The sequence below is a fragment of the Flavivirga sp. 57AJ16 genome, from assembly GCF_028736925.1.
Classification (GTDB): Bacteria; Bacteroidota; Bacteroidia; order Flavobacteriales; family Flavobacteriaceae; genus Flavivirga.
The window spans coordinates 27,717-45,241 of the sequence record NZ_JAQZAT010000003.1 but is presented as its reverse complement, the minus strand read 5'-3'; the positions used below and the strand labels follow the sequence as shown (position 1 = coordinate 45,241).

The 17,525-nt window shown below is 30.3% G+C and carries 18 protein-coding genes; all 18 read left to right on the top strand.

Translation table 11 applies throughout. The annotated features are described in order from the left end of the window. Nucleotides 1–8 precede the first annotated feature (8 nt). A complete protein-coding gene (locus tag PQO00_RS04165) occupies nucleotides 9–893 on the top strand; it encodes an ABC transporter permease (protein WP_274183574.1) in 885 nt (294 codons plus the stop codon). 7 nt (nucleotides 894–900) lie between these two features. Next, nucleotides 901–1,707, top strand: a complete 807-nt coding sequence (locus tag PQO00_RS04160) for a polysaccharide pyruvyl transferase family protein (protein WP_274183573.1) — start codon at nucleotides 901–903, stop codon at nucleotides 1,705–1,707. A gap of 13 nt (nucleotides 1,708–1,720) precedes the next feature. Beyond that, entirely contained in the window at nucleotides 1,721–2,995 is a 1,275-nt protein-coding gene (locus PQO00_RS04155; RefSeq protein WP_274183572.1) for an ABC transporter ATP-binding protein, read from the top strand. A 31-nt stretch (nucleotides 2,996–3,026) separates the two neighbouring features. Next, nucleotides 3,027–4,175, top strand: a complete 1,149-nt coding sequence (locus PQO00_RS04150; RefSeq protein WP_274183571.1) for a hypothetical protein — start codon at nucleotides 3,027–3,029, stop codon at nucleotides 4,173–4,175. Next, nucleotides 4,165–4,869, top strand: a complete 705-nt coding sequence (locus tag PQO00_RS04145; RefSeq protein WP_274183570.1) for a class I SAM-dependent methyltransferase — start codon at nucleotides 4,165–4,167, stop codon at nucleotides 4,867–4,869. The genes PQO00_RS04150 and PQO00_RS04145 overlap by 11 nt, the downstream gene beginning before the upstream one ends. After that, a complete protein-coding gene (locus tag PQO00_RS04140) occupies nucleotides 4,856–5,956 on the top strand; it encodes a glycosyltransferase (protein ID WP_274183569.1) in 1,101 nt (366 codons plus the stop codon). The genes PQO00_RS04145 and PQO00_RS04140 overlap by 14 nt, the downstream gene beginning before the upstream one ends. A 70-nt stretch (nucleotides 5,957–6,026) precedes the next feature. Continuing rightward, a complete protein-coding gene (locus PQO00_RS04135; protein WP_274183568.1) occupies nucleotides 6,027–7,013 on the top strand; it encodes a glycosyltransferase family 2 protein in 987 nt (328 codons plus the stop codon). Beyond that, complete coding sequence (locus tag PQO00_RS04130; RefSeq protein ID WP_274183567.1) at nucleotides 7,006–7,830, top strand: glycosyltransferase family A protein; 825 nt, start codon at nucleotides 7,006–7,008, stop codon at nucleotides 7,828–7,830. Before PQO00_RS04135 ends, PQO00_RS04130 begins: the two co-directional genes overlap by 8 nt. Nucleotides 7,831–7,845: 15 nt before the next feature. Beyond that, nucleotides 7,846–8,871: a glycosyltransferase gene (locus PQO00_RS04125; protein WP_274183566.1), complete on the top strand. Its 1,026-nt coding sequence runs from the start codon at nucleotides 7,846–7,848 to the stop codon at nucleotides 8,869–8,871. Beyond that, complete coding sequence (locus tag PQO00_RS04120) at nucleotides 8,871–9,464, top strand: hypothetical protein (RefSeq protein ID WP_274183565.1); 594 nt, start codon at nucleotides 8,871–8,873, stop codon at nucleotides 9,462–9,464. Before PQO00_RS04125 ends, PQO00_RS04120 begins: the two co-directional genes overlap by 1 nt. Then, the gene (locus PQO00_RS04115; protein WP_274183564.1) at nucleotides 9,464–10,546 is read left to right on the top strand and encodes a glycosyltransferase family 2 protein; all 1,083 of its coding nucleotides are present in this window, start codon (nucleotides 9,464–9,466) and stop codon (nucleotides 10,544–10,546) included. The genes PQO00_RS04120 and PQO00_RS04115 overlap by 1 nt, the downstream gene beginning before the upstream one ends. A 9-nt stretch (nucleotides 10,547–10,555) precedes the next feature. After that, nucleotides 10,556–11,335, top strand: a complete 780-nt coding sequence (locus tag PQO00_RS04110; protein ID WP_274183563.1) for a glycosyltransferase family 2 protein — start codon at nucleotides 10,556–10,558, stop codon at nucleotides 11,333–11,335. A 249-nt stretch (nucleotides 11,336–11,584) separates the two neighbouring features. After that, a complete protein-coding gene (locus PQO00_RS04105) occupies nucleotides 11,585–12,748 on the top strand; it encodes an HAD hydrolase family protein (protein WP_337992824.1) in 1,164 nt (387 codons plus the stop codon). Nucleotides 12,749–12,764: 16 nt separating this feature from the next. Next, nucleotides 12,765–13,640 (top strand): N-acetylneuraminate synthase family protein, encoded by an 876-nt coding sequence (locus PQO00_RS04100; protein ID WP_274183562.1) that lies wholly within the window; start codon nucleotides 12,765–12,767, stop codon nucleotides 13,638–13,640. 14 nt (nucleotides 13,641–13,654) lie between these two features. Beyond that, the gene (locus PQO00_RS04095) at nucleotides 13,655–15,052 is read left to right on the top strand and encodes a UDP-glycosyltransferase (protein ID WP_274183561.1); all 1,398 of its coding nucleotides are present in this window, start codon (nucleotides 13,655–13,657) and stop codon (nucleotides 15,050–15,052) included. A gap of 250 nt (nucleotides 15,053–15,302) precedes the next feature. After that, nucleotides 15,303–15,986 (top strand): WbqC family protein, encoded by a 684-nt coding sequence (locus PQO00_RS04090; protein ID WP_274183560.1) that lies wholly within the window; start codon nucleotides 15,303–15,305, stop codon nucleotides 15,984–15,986. Next, nucleotides 15,986–16,909: a glycosyltransferase family 2 protein gene (locus PQO00_RS04085; protein WP_274183559.1), complete on the top strand. Its 924-nt coding sequence runs from the start codon at nucleotides 15,986–15,988 to the stop codon at nucleotides 16,907–16,909. The genes PQO00_RS04090 and PQO00_RS04085 overlap by 1 nt, the downstream gene beginning before the upstream one ends. Next, nucleotides 16,902–17,522 carry a bifunctional 2-polyprenyl-6-hydroxyphenol methylase/3-demethylubiquinol 3-O-methyltransferase UbiG gene (locus PQO00_RS04080; RefSeq protein ID WP_274183558.1) on the top strand — a complete coding sequence of 207 codons (621 nt, stop codon included), beginning with the start codon at nucleotides 16,902–16,904 and terminating at the stop codon, nucleotides 17,520–17,522. Before PQO00_RS04085 ends, PQO00_RS04080 begins: the two co-directional genes overlap by 8 nt. Nucleotides 17,523–17,525: the final 3 nt, after the last annotated feature.

The window sequence follows — 17,525 nt, the reverse complement described above, 5'->3', positions numbered from 1 at the left end:
ATAAAGCTGTGAAACAAGAACAGTGGCTATATACAATCTCTCCAAAAAAAAGTTTAATACACTTAAATTTTAAAGAGATATGGAGATATAGGGATTTATTGTTTTTATTCGTGAAAAGAGATGTTATCACGCTTTATAAGCAAACTGTACTAGGTCCTTTATGGTATTTTGTTCAGCCTTTATTCACCTCAATTATATTTACTTTAATATTTAATGATATTGCGGATATTGAAGTAGGAGTTGGAATACCCGCTTTCCTTTTTAATTTAGCTGGTATAACTTCCTGGAACTATTTTAGTGAGTGTATTAAAGGGACAAGTGATACATTTAAAAAAAACCAGAATATATTTGGTAAAGTGTATTTTCCAAGGGTAATTATGCCTATGTCTACTATTGTGTCTAATTTAATTAAGCTTGGCATTCAGCTATTGGTTTTCATTGTTTTTTATGTTTATTTTGTTTTTTTTACAGATAAAGGATCGGTTTGTGCTCCACAAATTTCCTTGCTACTTTTACCCGTTTTAATTGTTCTAATGGGGTTTTTAGGCTTGGGCTTGGGAATGACTATATCGTCCATGACGACAAAATATAGAGATTTAACTTTTTTAGTCGGTTTTGGAGTGCAGCTACTTATGTATGCCTCGGCAGTTATGTATCCTATGGAGCTTATTGAGCAAAAAGTAGCAAATGGTAGTATTCCAAAATTTGCAGGCGTATTTATAGAATATAATCCTATGGCCACGATTATTGAATTATTCAGATATATGACTTTGGGAACTGGAACGTTTGAAATAAGCGAATTTATTTATACAGGAGTAATATGTGTAGTTGTTTTCTTTATAGGTTTAATCGTTTTTAATAAAACAGAAAAATCATTTATTGATACTATTTAAGTAACTTATGAAAATCAGACTTTTTTGGTGGCAGGAAAAAAGGAAGAATGGAAAAGAAAATTATGGTGATTTAATGTCTAAATATCTTATTGAGAAAATTTCAAAAAGAAAAGTCATTACAGTATCACATCCGTCAAAACGATTATACAGACATATATTTAAACATTATATAGCTATAGGAAGCATTATTTCTTCGGCTAATAAAAATTCTGTAGTTTGGGGTAGTGGTATTATAAAAAAAGAAGACAATATCAGGGATGCAAAATTTTTAGCAGTTAGAGGACCAAAAACCAGAGCGCGAATTTTAGAAAAAGGGTTTCATTGTCCCGAGAGTTATGGAGATCCTGCTTTATTGTTGCCAGATTACTTTAATCCCGATGTAGAAAAAAAATATGAAATAGGTGTCATACCACATTATGTTGATTATAGCGAAGTTAAATCTGTATTTTCAAATAACCCTTCTATAAAGGTTATTGATTTATTAACTTATAGTGTAGAGGAAACTACGGTTGAAATTTTAGAATGTAAAAATATAATTTCGTCTTCTTTACATGGAGTTATAGTTGCACAGGCATATAAAATTCCAGCTTTGTGGTTAAGGTTTTCGGATAAGTTATCTGGAGATAATATTAAGTTTTATGATTATTATGAATCGGTTGGAGTGCCATTTAAGGAGGATATTTTTGTAAACTCAGGCAATCTTAATGAATCCTTTATTAAAGAGTTGTTAAAAGAATATAACAGTGTTTTATTAGCCGATAGTTTTCTTTTAGATCAACGTAAAAAAGATTTAATAGAATCCTGCCCTTTTTAAATATAGATAGACTATGGAGAATGATATTATTTTAAAAGCCGAAAATATTTCTAAGCTATATCGTTTAGGGGTAATAGGAACAGGAACAATTAGTCATGATTTAAATCGTTGGTGGAGTAGATTAAGAGGAAAAGAAGACCCTTATTTAAAAGTGGGTGATGTTAATGACAGAAGTACTAAAGGAAGTTCTGATTATGTATGGGCTTTACAGGATATTAATTTTGAGGTTAGAAGAGGAGAAGTTTTAGGGGTTATTGGGAAAAATGGCGCAGGAAAATCTACGCTTTTAAAAATTTTGTCAAAAGTTACTGGGCCAACAACAGGAGAGATTAAAACCAAAGGCCGTATAGCTTCATTACTAGAGGTAGGCACAGGTTTTCATCCAGAAATGACAGGAAGAGAGAATGTCTATCTCAATGGTGCTATTTTAGGAATGACAAAATCTGAAATAACCTCGAAAATTGATGAGATTATTGACTTTTCTGGATGTCAACGCTATATAGACACTCCGGTTAAACGTTACTCTTCAGGGATGACAGTACGTTTAGCCTTTGCTGTAGCCGCTTTTTTAGAACCTGAAATTTTAGTAATAGACGAAGTGCTTGCAGTTGGAGATGCAGAATTTCAGAAAAAGGCTATAGGGAAGATGCAGGATATTAGTAAAGGTGAAGGTAGAACAGTTTTATTTGTGAGTCATAATATGGCAGCTATTGAAACTTTATGTACCAGGGTTATCGTTTTAAAAGATGGATGTGTTTTTACTGAAGGTAATCCAACTCAAGCTATCAATGAATATTTAAATAGTAGCGTTTACTCTATGCGCACAGTCGATTTTAAAGATGTTGAAGCTGGACAAAAGGGAAATGAATTTATAGAATTTATATATGCAAGTGTTGATAACGCTTCATTGGATAATAAAGAGGCCGTCTTAGATGTAACTTCTGCAATCAATGTTCGTTTTAAATTTAAAAACTTGACTAAAAGTGAAACTATTTCTGTTGGATATGACTTAAAAACGATAAAAGGAGATATTGTTTTTGGTAGTGGAAATAAATTTTCCTGCAATATTAATAAAGAGACTGAACTGGTCTGTCATATACCTGCAAATTTTTTAAATGATGATGTATACCAAATACATGCATATTTTCATTCAAACGAAATGCAGCCTTTGTATTCAAATTCAGAACTGCTTACATTTGAAGTTAAAGATGTTAAAAGAGAGTCAAGCTATTTAGGTAAGGTTAATGGTATTATAAGGCCAAAACTAGAATGGACTATTAATCAATAGATGATAATTAAAAATAGTATAATTACTTTTTATGAAAACTAAAGTATTGTTTTTGGTGTCAGATTTCTATCATGGAGGAGCACAGCGAGAAATGTTTGAATTGGATAGTGTTATTGATAAAACCTCTGTTGATGTTAGTATATTATGCTTGTCCGGATTAAATAATTCTGAGTATTTTACAGACTTTTTTTACGAAAAACACTTAGATATAAAAACGACAGTGTTTTTTTTAAAAGATATTATACCAGATAGTAAAAGTATTTTATTTAAAAAAGTAGTAAATAGAATAGGAGTAAATAAAAGCATTATAAGGAAAAGGAATGCCTTGAGAACTTTTCTTAATGGATTTACTCGTGTGTTTTTTATGGGAGAATATGTTTTTCATAGTATAGCACCTATATTGCCACAAAACTATTTTGAAAAAGTAATTATTTTTATAATGTCTGCCAGATTTCAGGGAGAACATTATAGGAATATTAATAAAAAAAATAAATATATTTTTGTAAGTGCTTTTGATGCTAAAGAACAAATTGCTTATGAATTCGAAGGATTCAAAGATTATGAACATATCGTATTACCATTAAGTCTAAATCCTATCTCTAATAAAAGGATTTGGTCTTTTTCAAGCAGGGAAATAAAGAGGATAGGTATATTTACTAGGTTAAATAAATCGAAACCATTAGACCCATTTTTCTACGCTTTACATATATTATTAAAAGAATCATTTAAAGTTGAGTTGTATATTTATGGAGCAGGAGATGCAGAAGAAGCTGGGTATATGAGATATTTAAATCATTTAGATATAGAAAGCAAAATATTTTTTAAAGGACATCAAGAAGATATTAAAAAGACTATTGGAGAAGAAAACTTGGATCTTGTCTGGTTTCAAGGATATAAAAACAGACCAGCGGGTTATGCAGGGTTAGATGTCTGTTTGACTGGGGTGCCAATGCTTTTCTGGGATTTTCATAATGGAAAGAATAATGAAATTAATAGTATTAGTAGCATATACCCTCATTTTAAAGATTTAATATTATTTGTTAAGGCTACTAAAGATGTATTAAAAAATGAAGATTTAGCAAAATCTATAGCGCAAAAACAATATGAAGAAGTTTTGTTAAATAAAAATATGGAAAAGAATTTTGATGTAGTAAAGCACTTGATTTATAATGAAGAATGATTTTATAAATATTCCATATACAAGTTCTAATTTAGACAGATACACAATTCGAACTGCAATTTTCAAATCTATTAAAAAAAGTATTCGTTTATTTGAAGGCAATTTATTAGACATAGGTTGTGGTAAGATGCCTTATAAAGCGTATATTTTACAACATTCTAAGATTGATAATTATACAGGATTAGATATTGAATCGGCCTTGCTTTATGATAATAATGTAAAACCGGATTACACATGGGATGGTGTAAAAATGCCTTTTGAAAACAATACATTTCAATGTGCATTTGGTACCGAAGTTTTAGAGCATTGCCTTGAACCGGAAGTGATTTTAAAAGAGACATATCGTGTTCTAAAAACAGGAGGTTATTTCTTTTTTACAGTACCTTTTTTATGGAACCTTCATGAAGTACCAAACGATGCGTATCGTTATACGCCATTTTCTTTGGAACGTCATTTAAAAAATAGTGGTTTCAAAACAATTCAAATAAAAGCTACAGGTGGATGGCATGCATCAATGGCACAAATGCTCGGTTTATGGGTTAAAAGGAGTCCAATGTCTAATAAAAAAAGAAAGATACTTATTTCCGTATTAAAACCTATAATTAAAGTGCTGATCAATAAAGATAATTCCGAAAAAGTAATTTTTAAAGAAGGACAAATGATAACAGGATTATATGGTTATGCACAAAAATAGAATAGCTATCATATCACCTTCAAAGAATTCGTATTCTGAAACATTTATTCAGGAGCAAAAAAATGGATTGAAGGGAGATGTGTTCTATTACTATGGAGGAGCATTGCCAAAGTACCTGGAAAATTACGGACTGTTGCTCACCCCTTACATTTCATTAATGAGCAAATTAAAACAGTTAGTAGGGGTTTCTCGGTTTACTACTTATGAAACAGCTATACTAAAGTCAATGACAAAAAATAAAGTACAGGTAGTTTTGGCCCAATATGGACCTACGGGGAATAGAGTGCTTGAAATTTGTAAGTTTTTAAAATTACCTTTGGTAGTTCATTTTCATGGATATGATGTAAGTGTTAAACATATTGTAGATCAATGTGGAGGTTACAAAGAAGTATTTCAATATGCTTCTAAAGTTATAGCAGTTTCGAGAGACATGGAAAAAAAACTTATAGATTTAGGATGTGACGCAGATAAAATCGTTTATAATCCGTGCGGGCCACATAAAGATTTTTTAGAAATTAAACCAAATTTTTCAAAAAAACAATTTGTTTCTATTGGTAGATTTACTAAGAAAAAAGCACCTTATTATACAATCCTCGCTTTTAAAAAAGTTATGGAGTTGTATCCAGACGCTCAATTGATTATGGCTGGAGATGGAGAACTACTTGAAGTCTGTAAAAATTTAGTTTCATTTTATGGATTAGAGGATCATGTTAAGTTTTCTGGAGCTATTAATAGACAGGAGTGTATGGCTTTATTAAGGGAGTCTCTGGCGTTTGTTCAGCATTCCATTACTGCAGACAACGGAGATAAGGAAGGGACACCTGTTGCAGTTCTTGAAGCCAGTGCAGTAGGGTTACCTGTTATTTCTACATTTCACGCGGGTATACCAGATGTTATAGAGCATTTAAGAACGGGGTTATTGTCTAAAGAACATGATGTTGACGATATGAGTAAGAACATGATTAAACTTATTCAGGACTCAGCATTGGCAAAAGAACTTGGTGTGGCTGGAAAACAGAGAATCGGAACACATTTTAACTTAGAAAAGCACCTGAATATATTACAAGAAACTATTGAATCTACTTAGTTTTTATTTTTAAGATACTTATTTAATCATTTACTATATTAGCGAATATACCTGAAAATTAATTAAATCCATGAATCCACGGGTGTCGGTAATTATTCCTGCTTATAACAGATCGCAACTTATAAGCGAAACCTTAAAGAGTGTTTCAGTTCAAACTTATACTAATTGGGAATGTATTGTTGTTGACGATGGTTCTACCGATAATACCATAGAGATCGTGAAAAATCTTTCGATTAAAGATTCCAGATTTTCAGTATATAAAAGACCTCCAGAAAGTCCAAAAGGCGCTAATGTATGTAGGAATTATGGCTTTAAATTAAGTAAAGGTGAATATATCTTGTTTTTAGATTCGGATGATATCTTAAAAAGTACCTGTTTAGAAAAACGTTTGAAATTATTTAAAACTTCAGAAAGAACGGATTTTGTTCTAGCTAATTCATCTTATATAAAAGAAGGTGTTTTTTATAATAAATCCATATGCGAATTTCCAATCGATTATAAATCCGAAGACTATTTTAAGCTTTTTTTGAGCTATAAATTACCATGGACAATTATGAGTGTGCTTTGGAAAAAGGTAGTAATTCAGGGTTTTAAATTTGATGAAAATTTAACCAGATTGCAAGATATAGACTATCATATAAGCATTTTGTCAAAGAGGGATTATAGTATATTACGACTAAACGAAGTTGATACTTATTATAGAGTCGAAGATAGTAAAGCATTAAACCAAAGTCATATATTGAAGGTGCTTAATAGTTTTAATTATTTTCTTAAAAAGCATATTAACCAAGTGTATATTCAGGAAAAGTACTCAAATAACTTTAAGGGGTTCATTGTGTTTTTTTTAACACATTATTTATATCCAAATATCAAAAACTATAAATTAGAGGTTGAAAAAACTGAAGAAGTAATAAAAGAATCAAAAATTTTTAATTTTAGAGAGTTAAACTTATTAAACGTGCAAAAACTATTAATAAGCAGTGGTTTGATTAACAAGAAAGGTTTGGGAATCAATAGAATTAATAAGTTTTTAAAAAAGGGTTTAATGTATGAGTAATATGCCTCTAGTAGCCATTATCGTTCCTTGTTACAATCAGGCATCTTTCTTGTCAGAATCGTTGAGATCGGTATATAATCAAACTTTTAAAAATTGGGAGTGTATTATTGTAAATGACGGAAGCTTAGATAATACGGAAGAAACAGCATCAGCCTGGGTACAAAAAGATGCGCGTTTTAAGTATGTATTAAAAACAAATGGAGGTTTGTCCAGTGCTAGAAATAAAGGGATAGGGCTCAGTAGTGCAAAATATATTTTTCCGTTTGATGCGGATGATAAATTACATGAAACATACTTAGAAAAAGCGGTTAATATTTTAGAAAAAAATAATAACATAGAAGTGTTAAGCTCTAAAGTGCAGTTTTTTGGTGTAAAAGATGATATATACCAATTGCCAGATTACACTTTTGAAACCTTATTGCTCAAAAACTGTTTTATAGCCTGTTCTATTTTTAAAAGGGCTTCTTATATAAAAGTAGGAGGGTATGATGAAAATTTAAAATCTTTTGAGGATTGGGATTTTTGGATATCTATTTTAAAATATGGAGGAGAAGCCCATGTCATTGATGAGGTTTTGTATTACTATAGAAAGCATAAAGCGAATTCGCTTTCTAACAGGTTTTATACAGATGGTGAATTTTACTATTCACTTTATAACTATGTTTATAAGAAGCATATAGATTTGTACTTAAATGCATTTCCAAACTTTATTTTTGTTTATAAAGACTATTTAAAGTTTAAAGCCTTTAATGAAAAGGTGAAAAGAAATATATTTTTTAAAACCTATAATCAGCTTAAAAAAATATTGAAGAAATAGCTTAGGAGTTTACATATGCGAGTAGGAGAAAATGTATCAAGAGATAAATTGATTGAAAAAAGATCTGGTAACCACAGGGTTATCATGCCTTTGTATATCCCTCATGAAACAGATTATTACAAAGATTCGTTTTCAATTTTTAAAATGTGTTTGTTGTCTGTAAATAAGACTGCTAGTTCCGATGTGGCTATTTCCGTTGTAAGCAATGGCAGCAGCAAATCGGTTAATAAAAGGTTGTTAGAGTTTTACGAGCAGGGAGTAATAAATGAGCTTATTATTGAAAAGGACGAAATAGGTAAAATAAATTGCATTTTAAAGGTTTTAAGAACTTCAGACGAGCGTTTTTTGACAATTACTGATTCAGACGTTTTATTTTTAAACGATTGGGAAAATGAAGTCATGAAAATATTTGAAGCATTTCCCAAAGCTTCGGCAGTAAGCCCTATGCCTGTTTTTAGAACTCAAAACCATTATACATCTAATATTATTTTTGATTATTTTTTTTCAAAAAACATAAAGTTTTCTGAAGTGAAAAATGCAGAGGCATTAACCAGATTTGCTAAAAGTATTGGGTGGGAATGGTTAGATAAAAAATGGAAAGACGTTATCATGACTATCGATGCTCCGCTTAACGATTTAAAAGCAGTTGTAGGTTGCAACCATTGCACGGTTACTTATAAGAGAGAAATTTTTGAAAGCATTCCCAATAAAAATTCGAAGTATAAATTAGGAGGAGATAGTGAAGGATTGTATTTGGATCAACCATCTATGTATTACGATGGGTACCGATTGGCAACTTATAATAATTATGCATACCATTTAGGTAATAAAATTGAACCATGGATGTTAGATACATTTGATGCTTTAAAAGAGAGCGATAAAAAAGAATTCAGATTTGTAGCACCATTTTTAAAAAAGTCTAAATTCAGACATGCTTTGAAAAATGTATTTTTTAAGAAAATAATTGCTCGAAAAAAAATAAGAAAAGCCTATTATTTAAGGAAAGGTTTGAGTGCTGAAAAAGTAAATAACTTTGTTTAATGAAACTCTATAAATACTATTATAATAAAATTGCCGATTTAAAGCGCAGGATAGTAACAAACAAAAATACCAAGCAAAACAAGTCGGATGTAGACAGATGGAAGCAAAAAAAATGGCTTTTTGAAGATTGGAACGAACGAACTAAAATCATGTCGCAGTGGATTCGACCACATACTAATGTTTTAGAATTTGGAGCAGCAAAATTAGCTTTAAAACAATTTTTACCAGAAGGTGTAGTATATACACCATCGGATATTGTAGATAGAGGAGAAGGGACGATTGTTTGCGATTTAAATGAGGCGATTCCTGACTTTAAGCCTCAAGATGTTATCTTTTTTAGTGGTGTTTTAGAATATATTTACGATTTACCTGGCCTAATAAGCAAGTTGTCATCCAGAACAAGCAGATTTATAATCTCATACGGTACATTTGATAAATTCAATAGCCTTAAAAACCGTAAAATTAATGGTTGGGTTAATGCTTATACAAACGATGAAATTATGGGTATTTTTCAAAAAAACGGTTTCAAGTTAATTAAAACTAATGCCTGGAGAAATCAAACAATTTATGTTTTTGATAAAATAAATAGTTAATGTTTTCAATAATATATCCATATCGCAACAGAGATATTCAAAGAGTAAAAAACTCTTTGGAATCGTTGGAAAAACAAACGAATAAAAATTTTAAAATTTATTTTGTGAACTATGGCTCTGATAAAAGGTATACAGAGGAACTTGAAGGTTTGCTTCTTAATTACAGTTCTGTAAAATATAGCTACTTATATACAGAACAACAGCCGTGGAATAAATCTAAAGCCATTAATAGTGTCTTGAGAAATTTAGACTCTGGGTATTTCTTTGTTGCAGATATTGATATGATTTTTCATTTAAGCTTTATTGAAAAGGCTTTACAATTATTAAAGGATAATGAAGTTTATTATTTTCAGGTAGGTTTTTTAAGTGAAGCAGAATCAAAAACAGCTAAAAGGTTTGAAGATTATAATATAAAGTTTAAAAGTAATGAATGGGCAACAGGATTGACTATGTGTCCTGTAGAAGCAGCAAAAGCAATTGGTGGTTTTGATGAGTTTTATCATTTTTGGGGTTCAGAAGACACAGATTTTCATGTAAGGCTTAAAAATACAGGTAAGTCTGTTAATTTTTATAGTAAAGAAACCCTTATGCTCCATCAATGGCATGAAACTTATAGAAATAAAGAAATTAAAACATTGAATAGGCTTTTGCAGGTGTCTGGAATTGTTCAGTTTAATCATTTTTACTTAAAAAAGGTCATTCAGGAAAGAAGAACAGTTGTCAACAATGAAAATTTTGGAAACATCCAATCTAAAAAAGATTACGAAAAATTGATTGGCTATGAAAAGAATAATACCGAGCTAATAAGTAATAAGCAAGTTGAAATAGATTATTTTCTTTTTAAAAAGCTACCTCATTTAGAATCAGGATTACACGCTTTTAAAATATCTGAGGCTGTTGACAAGTCTATAAAAACGATCATTAAAAGCATCTTGAATAAAAATAAAACCAGATACTATTCACTAAAAACCATTAATGATAAATTATTGTTTCATATTATTAACTATTATAGTAATTGTCACTACAATTATTGTATTGCTGAAGATTTGAAAAGCATTAAATTAGTTATCAATAAACTATAAAAACTAAGAATGATATCAGTTGTAATTAGAAATAAAAATCAAGATAAGGCGCTTAGGTTTTTATTGAAAAACCTTACAGAAAGATACCAAGACGATATTTCAGAAATTGTTGTTATTGATAATTTGTCTACAGATAAAAGCGAGGAAGTAACCAAATCATATGGTGCTAGATTTGTTACAATAAAGGATTTTAGCTATGGGGGGAGCGCTAATTTAGCAGCTAATGAAGCTTCTAATGATATAATTGTCATTTTCAGTGCGCACTCGTACCCGGTAAGTCATGATTTTTTTAAACTTATTATAGAAAGATTTAAAGGAAGAGATGATTTGGCAGGGCTAAGATGTTTACATAGTCCAAATGACTATAGAAGTTTTATAAATAAAGTATCATCTCAAACAGATCCAAATAGATCGGGTTTGATTTTTTCAGGTTCTGCATTTAATAAAAAAGTATGGAAACAATATCCTTTCAGGACAGATGTTGCAACTTTTGAAGATAAAGAATGGTCTAAAAGAGTTATTGAAAAAGGCTATAAAATAGAGTTTGTGGAATCTATTTTTTGTTACGAAATAAGAAGAACCAGAAAACAAAAATTCTTCAGATTTAAAAGTGATGTTGTGGGCAATTATCAGTTATGGCACCACGATTTAAACATCGCAAGTGCATTTAAAGGCTTAATTATGTCTACATTTAAGTTAATAAAATATTTTATTATTGATCTGTGGTACATTATAAAGAGGTTCTTATTTATCATTAAATTTATTTCTAATAAGCCTGAAAAGTTTTAAGGAGCATGGTTTTTATTGATAGGACTAAAATATTAAACATCGAAATCACTTTCATTTCACTCTAGGTGAAATTAGGTAAGTTTTCTTTTTTAAGGGATTATTTCGAAAAACCATAAAAGAGGAATGAAACCTGAATATTTTATTTCCCAATTAATATGTCTAAAATAATTGGCCTTTACTTTTCATCTTATTTAAAAGTATTTCATCTGAAAAAAAGTGTATTTTAGCGAAAAATAGAACAGTTATGTTATGATGGAAATGAGGAAAATAGGTTTTATTCCACTCAGAAAAGGCTCAAAAGGTATTTCTAATAAAAACAAGAGAAAGATGGTCGGAAGACCATTATTTACATGGGTTTTAGGAGAAGCTGTTTTTTCTGATTTAGATGATATATATATTTATACAGATGATCAGGGCATTATTGATTTTATTAACAGAGAATATCATTGGGCTCCTAAAGTAAAAGTGCTTTTAAGAAGCGAAGAAAGCGCTGGAGATAAAGTGTCTACTGAATTTGCCATATTAGAGTTTTGTGAGTCTATAAATTATAATTTTGATGTATTTTGTTTATTGCAAGCTACATCTCCATTCACAAAAAGGGAGGATATTAATTCTTGCTTGAATAAACTTAAAGGCGATTATGATTCTGCATTAACAGTTGTAAATACCCATCGTTTTTTATGGAACGAAGCCGGAACGCCAATAAACTACAATCCTTTAAACAGACCACGCCGTCAGGATTTTGAAGGATTATTAATTGAGAATGGAGCTGTATATGCTATAACAAAACCAGTATTAAAAAAGAATAGGAATAGATTAGGGGACCATATTGCTATTGTGAAAATGGCAGAGGAGTCCTTAATGGAAATAGATACAGAATCTGATTGGGTTGCCGTTGAAAGTTTACTGATCGAGAGACAAAAACGAGGCAAAAAATCGGATAAAATTACACATGTAGTTTTAGATGTTGATGGCGTTTTTACAGATGGTACAATAACTTATACTAAGGATGGAGAGCATACTAAAAGTTTTGATATGCGTGATGGTATGGGGCTTGAGATTTTAAGACAATTCAATATTGAAGTAGTGATAATGACATCAGAAGATTCACAGCTTGTTGCTAAAAGGATGCAAAAATTAAAAATAGAACATGTGTTTTTAGGAGTAAAAGATAAATATACGCTACTTAACGATATCATATTAAAAGAGGGAATTACGTTAAGTAATGTTGCTTATGTAGGAGATGATGTTAACGATTTAGCGAATATATGCAGTGTAGGCTGGTCTTTAGCTCCTAATAATGCTACAAATATAGTAAAACAGCATGCAGATATCGTATTATCCGAAAATTCTGGAGCAGGTGCAATACGTGAAACATGTCAATTTATAATGAATTATAATAAAAGATTTTAACAAGCTCTCAGGTTTTATGAATATATATAAAAAGCCCTATATAATAGCCGAAATAGGTTGCAATCACAAAGGTGATATTGGAATTGCTAAAGAGCTCATTAAAGTAGCTAAAATATTTTGTAACGTTGATGCTGTAAAATTTCAAAAACGAAATAATAAGGAGTTATTAACTAAGAAGCAATATGATCGACCGCACCCAAATCCCGTAAATTCTTATGGGGATACTTATGGCGCACATAGAGAATATTTAGAGTTCGATAAGAATCAACACCAGGATTTAAAATCTTATTGTGAAGAGATAGGAATAACGTATTCGACTTCGGTCTGGGATTTAACATCTGCAAAAGAAATAGCATCTTTAAATCCGGATTTTATCAAGATTCCATCAGCATGCAATAATAATATGATAATGTTGGAATGGTTATGTGAAAACTATTATGGAGAGTTACATATTTCAACAGGTATGACAACTAAAGAGGAGATTGAAGCTTTAGTGAGTTTTTCCAAAAAACATAACAGAAACAAAGATTTGGTACTTTATAACTGTACTTCTGGTTATCCAGTACCTTTTGATGATATCTGTCTGTTAGATATTAACTTGTTACTGGATAAATATAAAGACGATGTTAAATCTATTGGTTTTTCTGGTCACCATTTAGGAATAGCTGTAGATGTTGCGGCATATACTTTGGGCGCAAATATAATAGAGAGGCATTACACCTTAGACCGTACCTGGAAAGGAACTGATCATGCAGCGTCCTTAGAGCCTATGGGCTTACGTAAATTGTCAAGAGATGTAAATGCTGTTTACAAGGCGTTACAATTTAAATCACAGGATATATTACCCATTGAGCAAGTACAACGAGACAAATTAAAAAACCAAAAAGTTTAATTTTAAGATTAAAAATGAATAAAAAAGTTTTCGTTTTTTTTCCTGACGGTGTTGGTTTAAGAAACTTTGCTTTTACAGATTTTAAAACCATAGGAGAAAAAATGGGTTTCGATATTACATATTGGAACAATACCGTTTTTTCATTGAAGGAGCATTTAGGCTTTAAAGAAGTTAAGATAGAAGATCAAACTAGTCACCCACTACTCCCCATTTATTCCAGAGCAAGAAAACGTGCAGAATTAAATGTGTCTAGGGACAAATTTAACGATGATGTATATCCAACTTATAAGTTCCCATTTAATTACAGGGGATTAAGAAATATACTTAAAAGTTCTTATGTTAAATGCTTAATAGGTTTGTATTCTTCTGAAAAAGGAATTGTTAGACTTAGAGGGAAAATTAATAAGCTAGAACGTTCAACATCAAAATATAATTATTGTAAAGTTCAGTTAGAAATGTATAAGCCGGATATCGTATTTTGTACTACACAACGGGCAACGCAGTCTATTAGTGCATTATTGGCTGCTAAAGATCTTGGCATTCCAACTGTAGCCTTTGTTTATTCATGGGATAATGTGCCTAAAGCCATGCAGGTTGTTGAAACCGATTACTATTTTGTATGGAGCGACCTTATGAAAGGAGAGATTTTAAAGTATTATCCATTTGTTAAAGAAGAACAAGTAATCGTTACAGGTACCCCTCAGTTCGAATCTCATTATAATAATACATTATTACAAACAAGAGAAGCCTTTTTCTCAGAGTATAATCTGGATATTAATAAGAAGTATATTTGTTATTCCGGTGATGATGAAACTACATCACCCTTAGACCAGTATTATTTAGAAGATTTAGCAAATGCCGTTAGAAACTTAAATGAACAAGGTGAGAATTTAGGGATTATTTACAGGAAATGCCCTGTAGATTTCACAAATAGATATAATGCCGTTATAGAAACTAACAAAGATATAATTGAAGTTTTAGACCCTATTTGGGGTCAGGAAGGAAAGCAATGGAATCAGGTTTTGCCAACCAAAGAAGATTTTAAAATGCTATATAATGTTTGTGAGCATAGTGAGTTTGTGACTAATGTCTGTTCGTCCACTGTATTCGATTTTGTAGCTCATAATAAACCCTGTATTTATTTTAACTACGAGCAACCACAATTAAAAAAAGGTATTCGGGATATAGGGCAGAACTACAAATATGTACATTTTAGAAGCATGCCAAGTAAAGAAGCAGTTGTGTTCTGCGAAGATAAAAATCATTTAAAAGATTTAGTAAAGCAAATTTTAGATGGAAAATTATCAAACGTAGAAATATGTAAGGAATGGTATAAAATTGTTGTTGGCAAAACACCAACAAAAGCGTCAAAACATATATGGGAAGCGATAGAATTTATTTTAAAAAAATAAAGCTCTTATATTTAGTCTATTAATAATCTTAAAAAATATTTAAAATGAAATCTAAGTTAAATGCTATTTCTGTAATACTTACTTTAGTAATTACAGTTGTAAGTTTTCAATATACTTTTAGTTAGCAATCTGTTATTTGGACAGATGTAGTTGGTCTAAATATAATGGGATAATATTCAAAAAGAACAGTCTACCAATGCATGGAGAGATCCATTTTAAAAAATAAATAGAGTACTAGAGTAAAATAATTATGACAGTTTCAATATTACAATCTAATTACATACCATGGAAAGGCTATTTTGATATAATAGCTATGTCTGATATTTTTGTGATTTATGATGATGTACAATACACAAGAAGAGATTGGAGAAATAGAAACCTTATAAAAACAAGTGCAGGTGTTAAATGGTTAACGATTCCTGTAATTCAGGATGATTATCACCAGAAGATATGTGATACAAAGATTTTAGGCGGTAATTGGAAAAAAAAACATATGGGTACATTACAAATGAATTATGCAAAAACACCTTGTTTTAAAGATTTTAGAGAAGCTATTTTCCAAGTTTACGATACACCTACAGATAATTTAAGCGAAATAAATAAAAAGTTTATAGAAGTTATTTGCGAAATCTTAGATATTAATACAGAAATTGTAGACTCTAGAACCTTAAATTTAAAAGGAGACAGGCAAGAGCGATTAATTCAAGCTTGCAAAAGTTTGAATGCAGATACATATTTAAGTGGTCCTTCTGCTAAAAGTTATATACAACCTGATTTTTTTATTGAAAACAGTTTAAATTTAGAGTGGATGGATTATTCTAATTACAAAGAGTACAACCAATTATACCCACCATTTGAACATGGTGTTAGTGTTTTAGATTTAATTTTTAATGAAGGCACCCATGCTAAACATTATTTAAAAAGTTTTAACTAATGCAAATATCAGTTATTAGTCCTGTTTATATGGCTGAAAAGATTGTTCCAGAGCTCGTGAAGAGAATATCTGAAGAGCTTAGGTTAATATCTACTGATTTTGAAATAATTCTTGTAGATGATTGTGGTCCAGATAATTCGTGGAAAGAAATAAAAAAGCAATGTAAAAAGTATAAGTTTGTTAAGGGGATAAAGTTGAGCAGGAACTTTGGGCAGCATTATGCAGTAAGTGCTGGTATAGCTAAAGCAACGGGAGACAATATTGTGTTGATGGATTGTGATTTGCAAGATAATCCAAGAGATATCCATAAGCTTTTAGAGAAGAGAAATGAAGGTTATGAAGTCGTTTTTACTGAACGAATAAAACGAAAACATAGTGCTTTAAAAACTATTATAGCTTTTATTTACAATAAGCTTTTTACTTTGTTTTCAGGTGGAGACTATCATATCAATGCAGGATCCTTAGTATTATTTTCTAAACGAGTTGGTTTGGAATTTAATAAATTAGAAGACAAAGATAGATTGTATTTACAAATGTTAAAATGGATAGGCTTTAAATCTACAGTAGTAGCGGTTAATCATGATAAGAGGTTAGAAGGAAAGTCAAGCTATAATTTTATAAAATTATTGAAAATAGGTATTCAAGGTTGGACATCTCATTCCGATAAACTTTTAAAATTTAGTGTATATTTAGGAACAATATTGTCATTTGTTTCATTTATAGCAGGTATTTTAATAATAATAAAATATTTCTTTTATAATTTGCAACCAGGGTGGCCAAGTATAATTGTGACAATTTTATTTTCTACAGGATTAATCCTGTTAAGTGTTGGTGTCATGGGATTATATATTGGAAAAATATTTGAACAATCTAAAAACAGACCTTTGTATATTATTGATGAAGAGATTAATGTAAATGACTAAAAAAATAATAAATAAAGTAGATCGGTACTATTCTGAAAAAATAATAAAACATGGTGCGACCAGTCATGGGGTAGACTGGAATGGAAAAGAATCACAGTTTTTAAGATTTGAACAATTAGGAAAGGTTTTCAAATCAAAAAAAGAATTTTCACTTTTAGATTATGGTTGTGGCTATGGATCTTTTATAGATTATTTGAGCGAGAATAACTTTAAAAATATTCAATATTTTGGATATGATATTTCATCAGAAATGCTAAAACAAGCTAAGGCTAGTTTTTCAAAAGAAGACATAACTTTTATGAGTGATTTACAGCACCTCATTAATGTTGACTATACAATTGCTAGTGGTATATTTAATGTAAAACTAGATACAGATGAAAAAGATTGGAAGATTTATATAGAAAAAACACTTAATACTCTTAATGATATATCTGAGCTTGGATTTTCATTTAATATTTTAACATCTTTTTCGGATGAAGAATATAAAAAAGACTACCTTTTTTATGCAGACCCTATGTTCTATTTTAACTATTGCAAAAATAATTTTTCAAGAAATGTAGCCGTGTTGCATGATTACGATTTATATGAATTTACAATTATTGTAAGAAAATAAAAA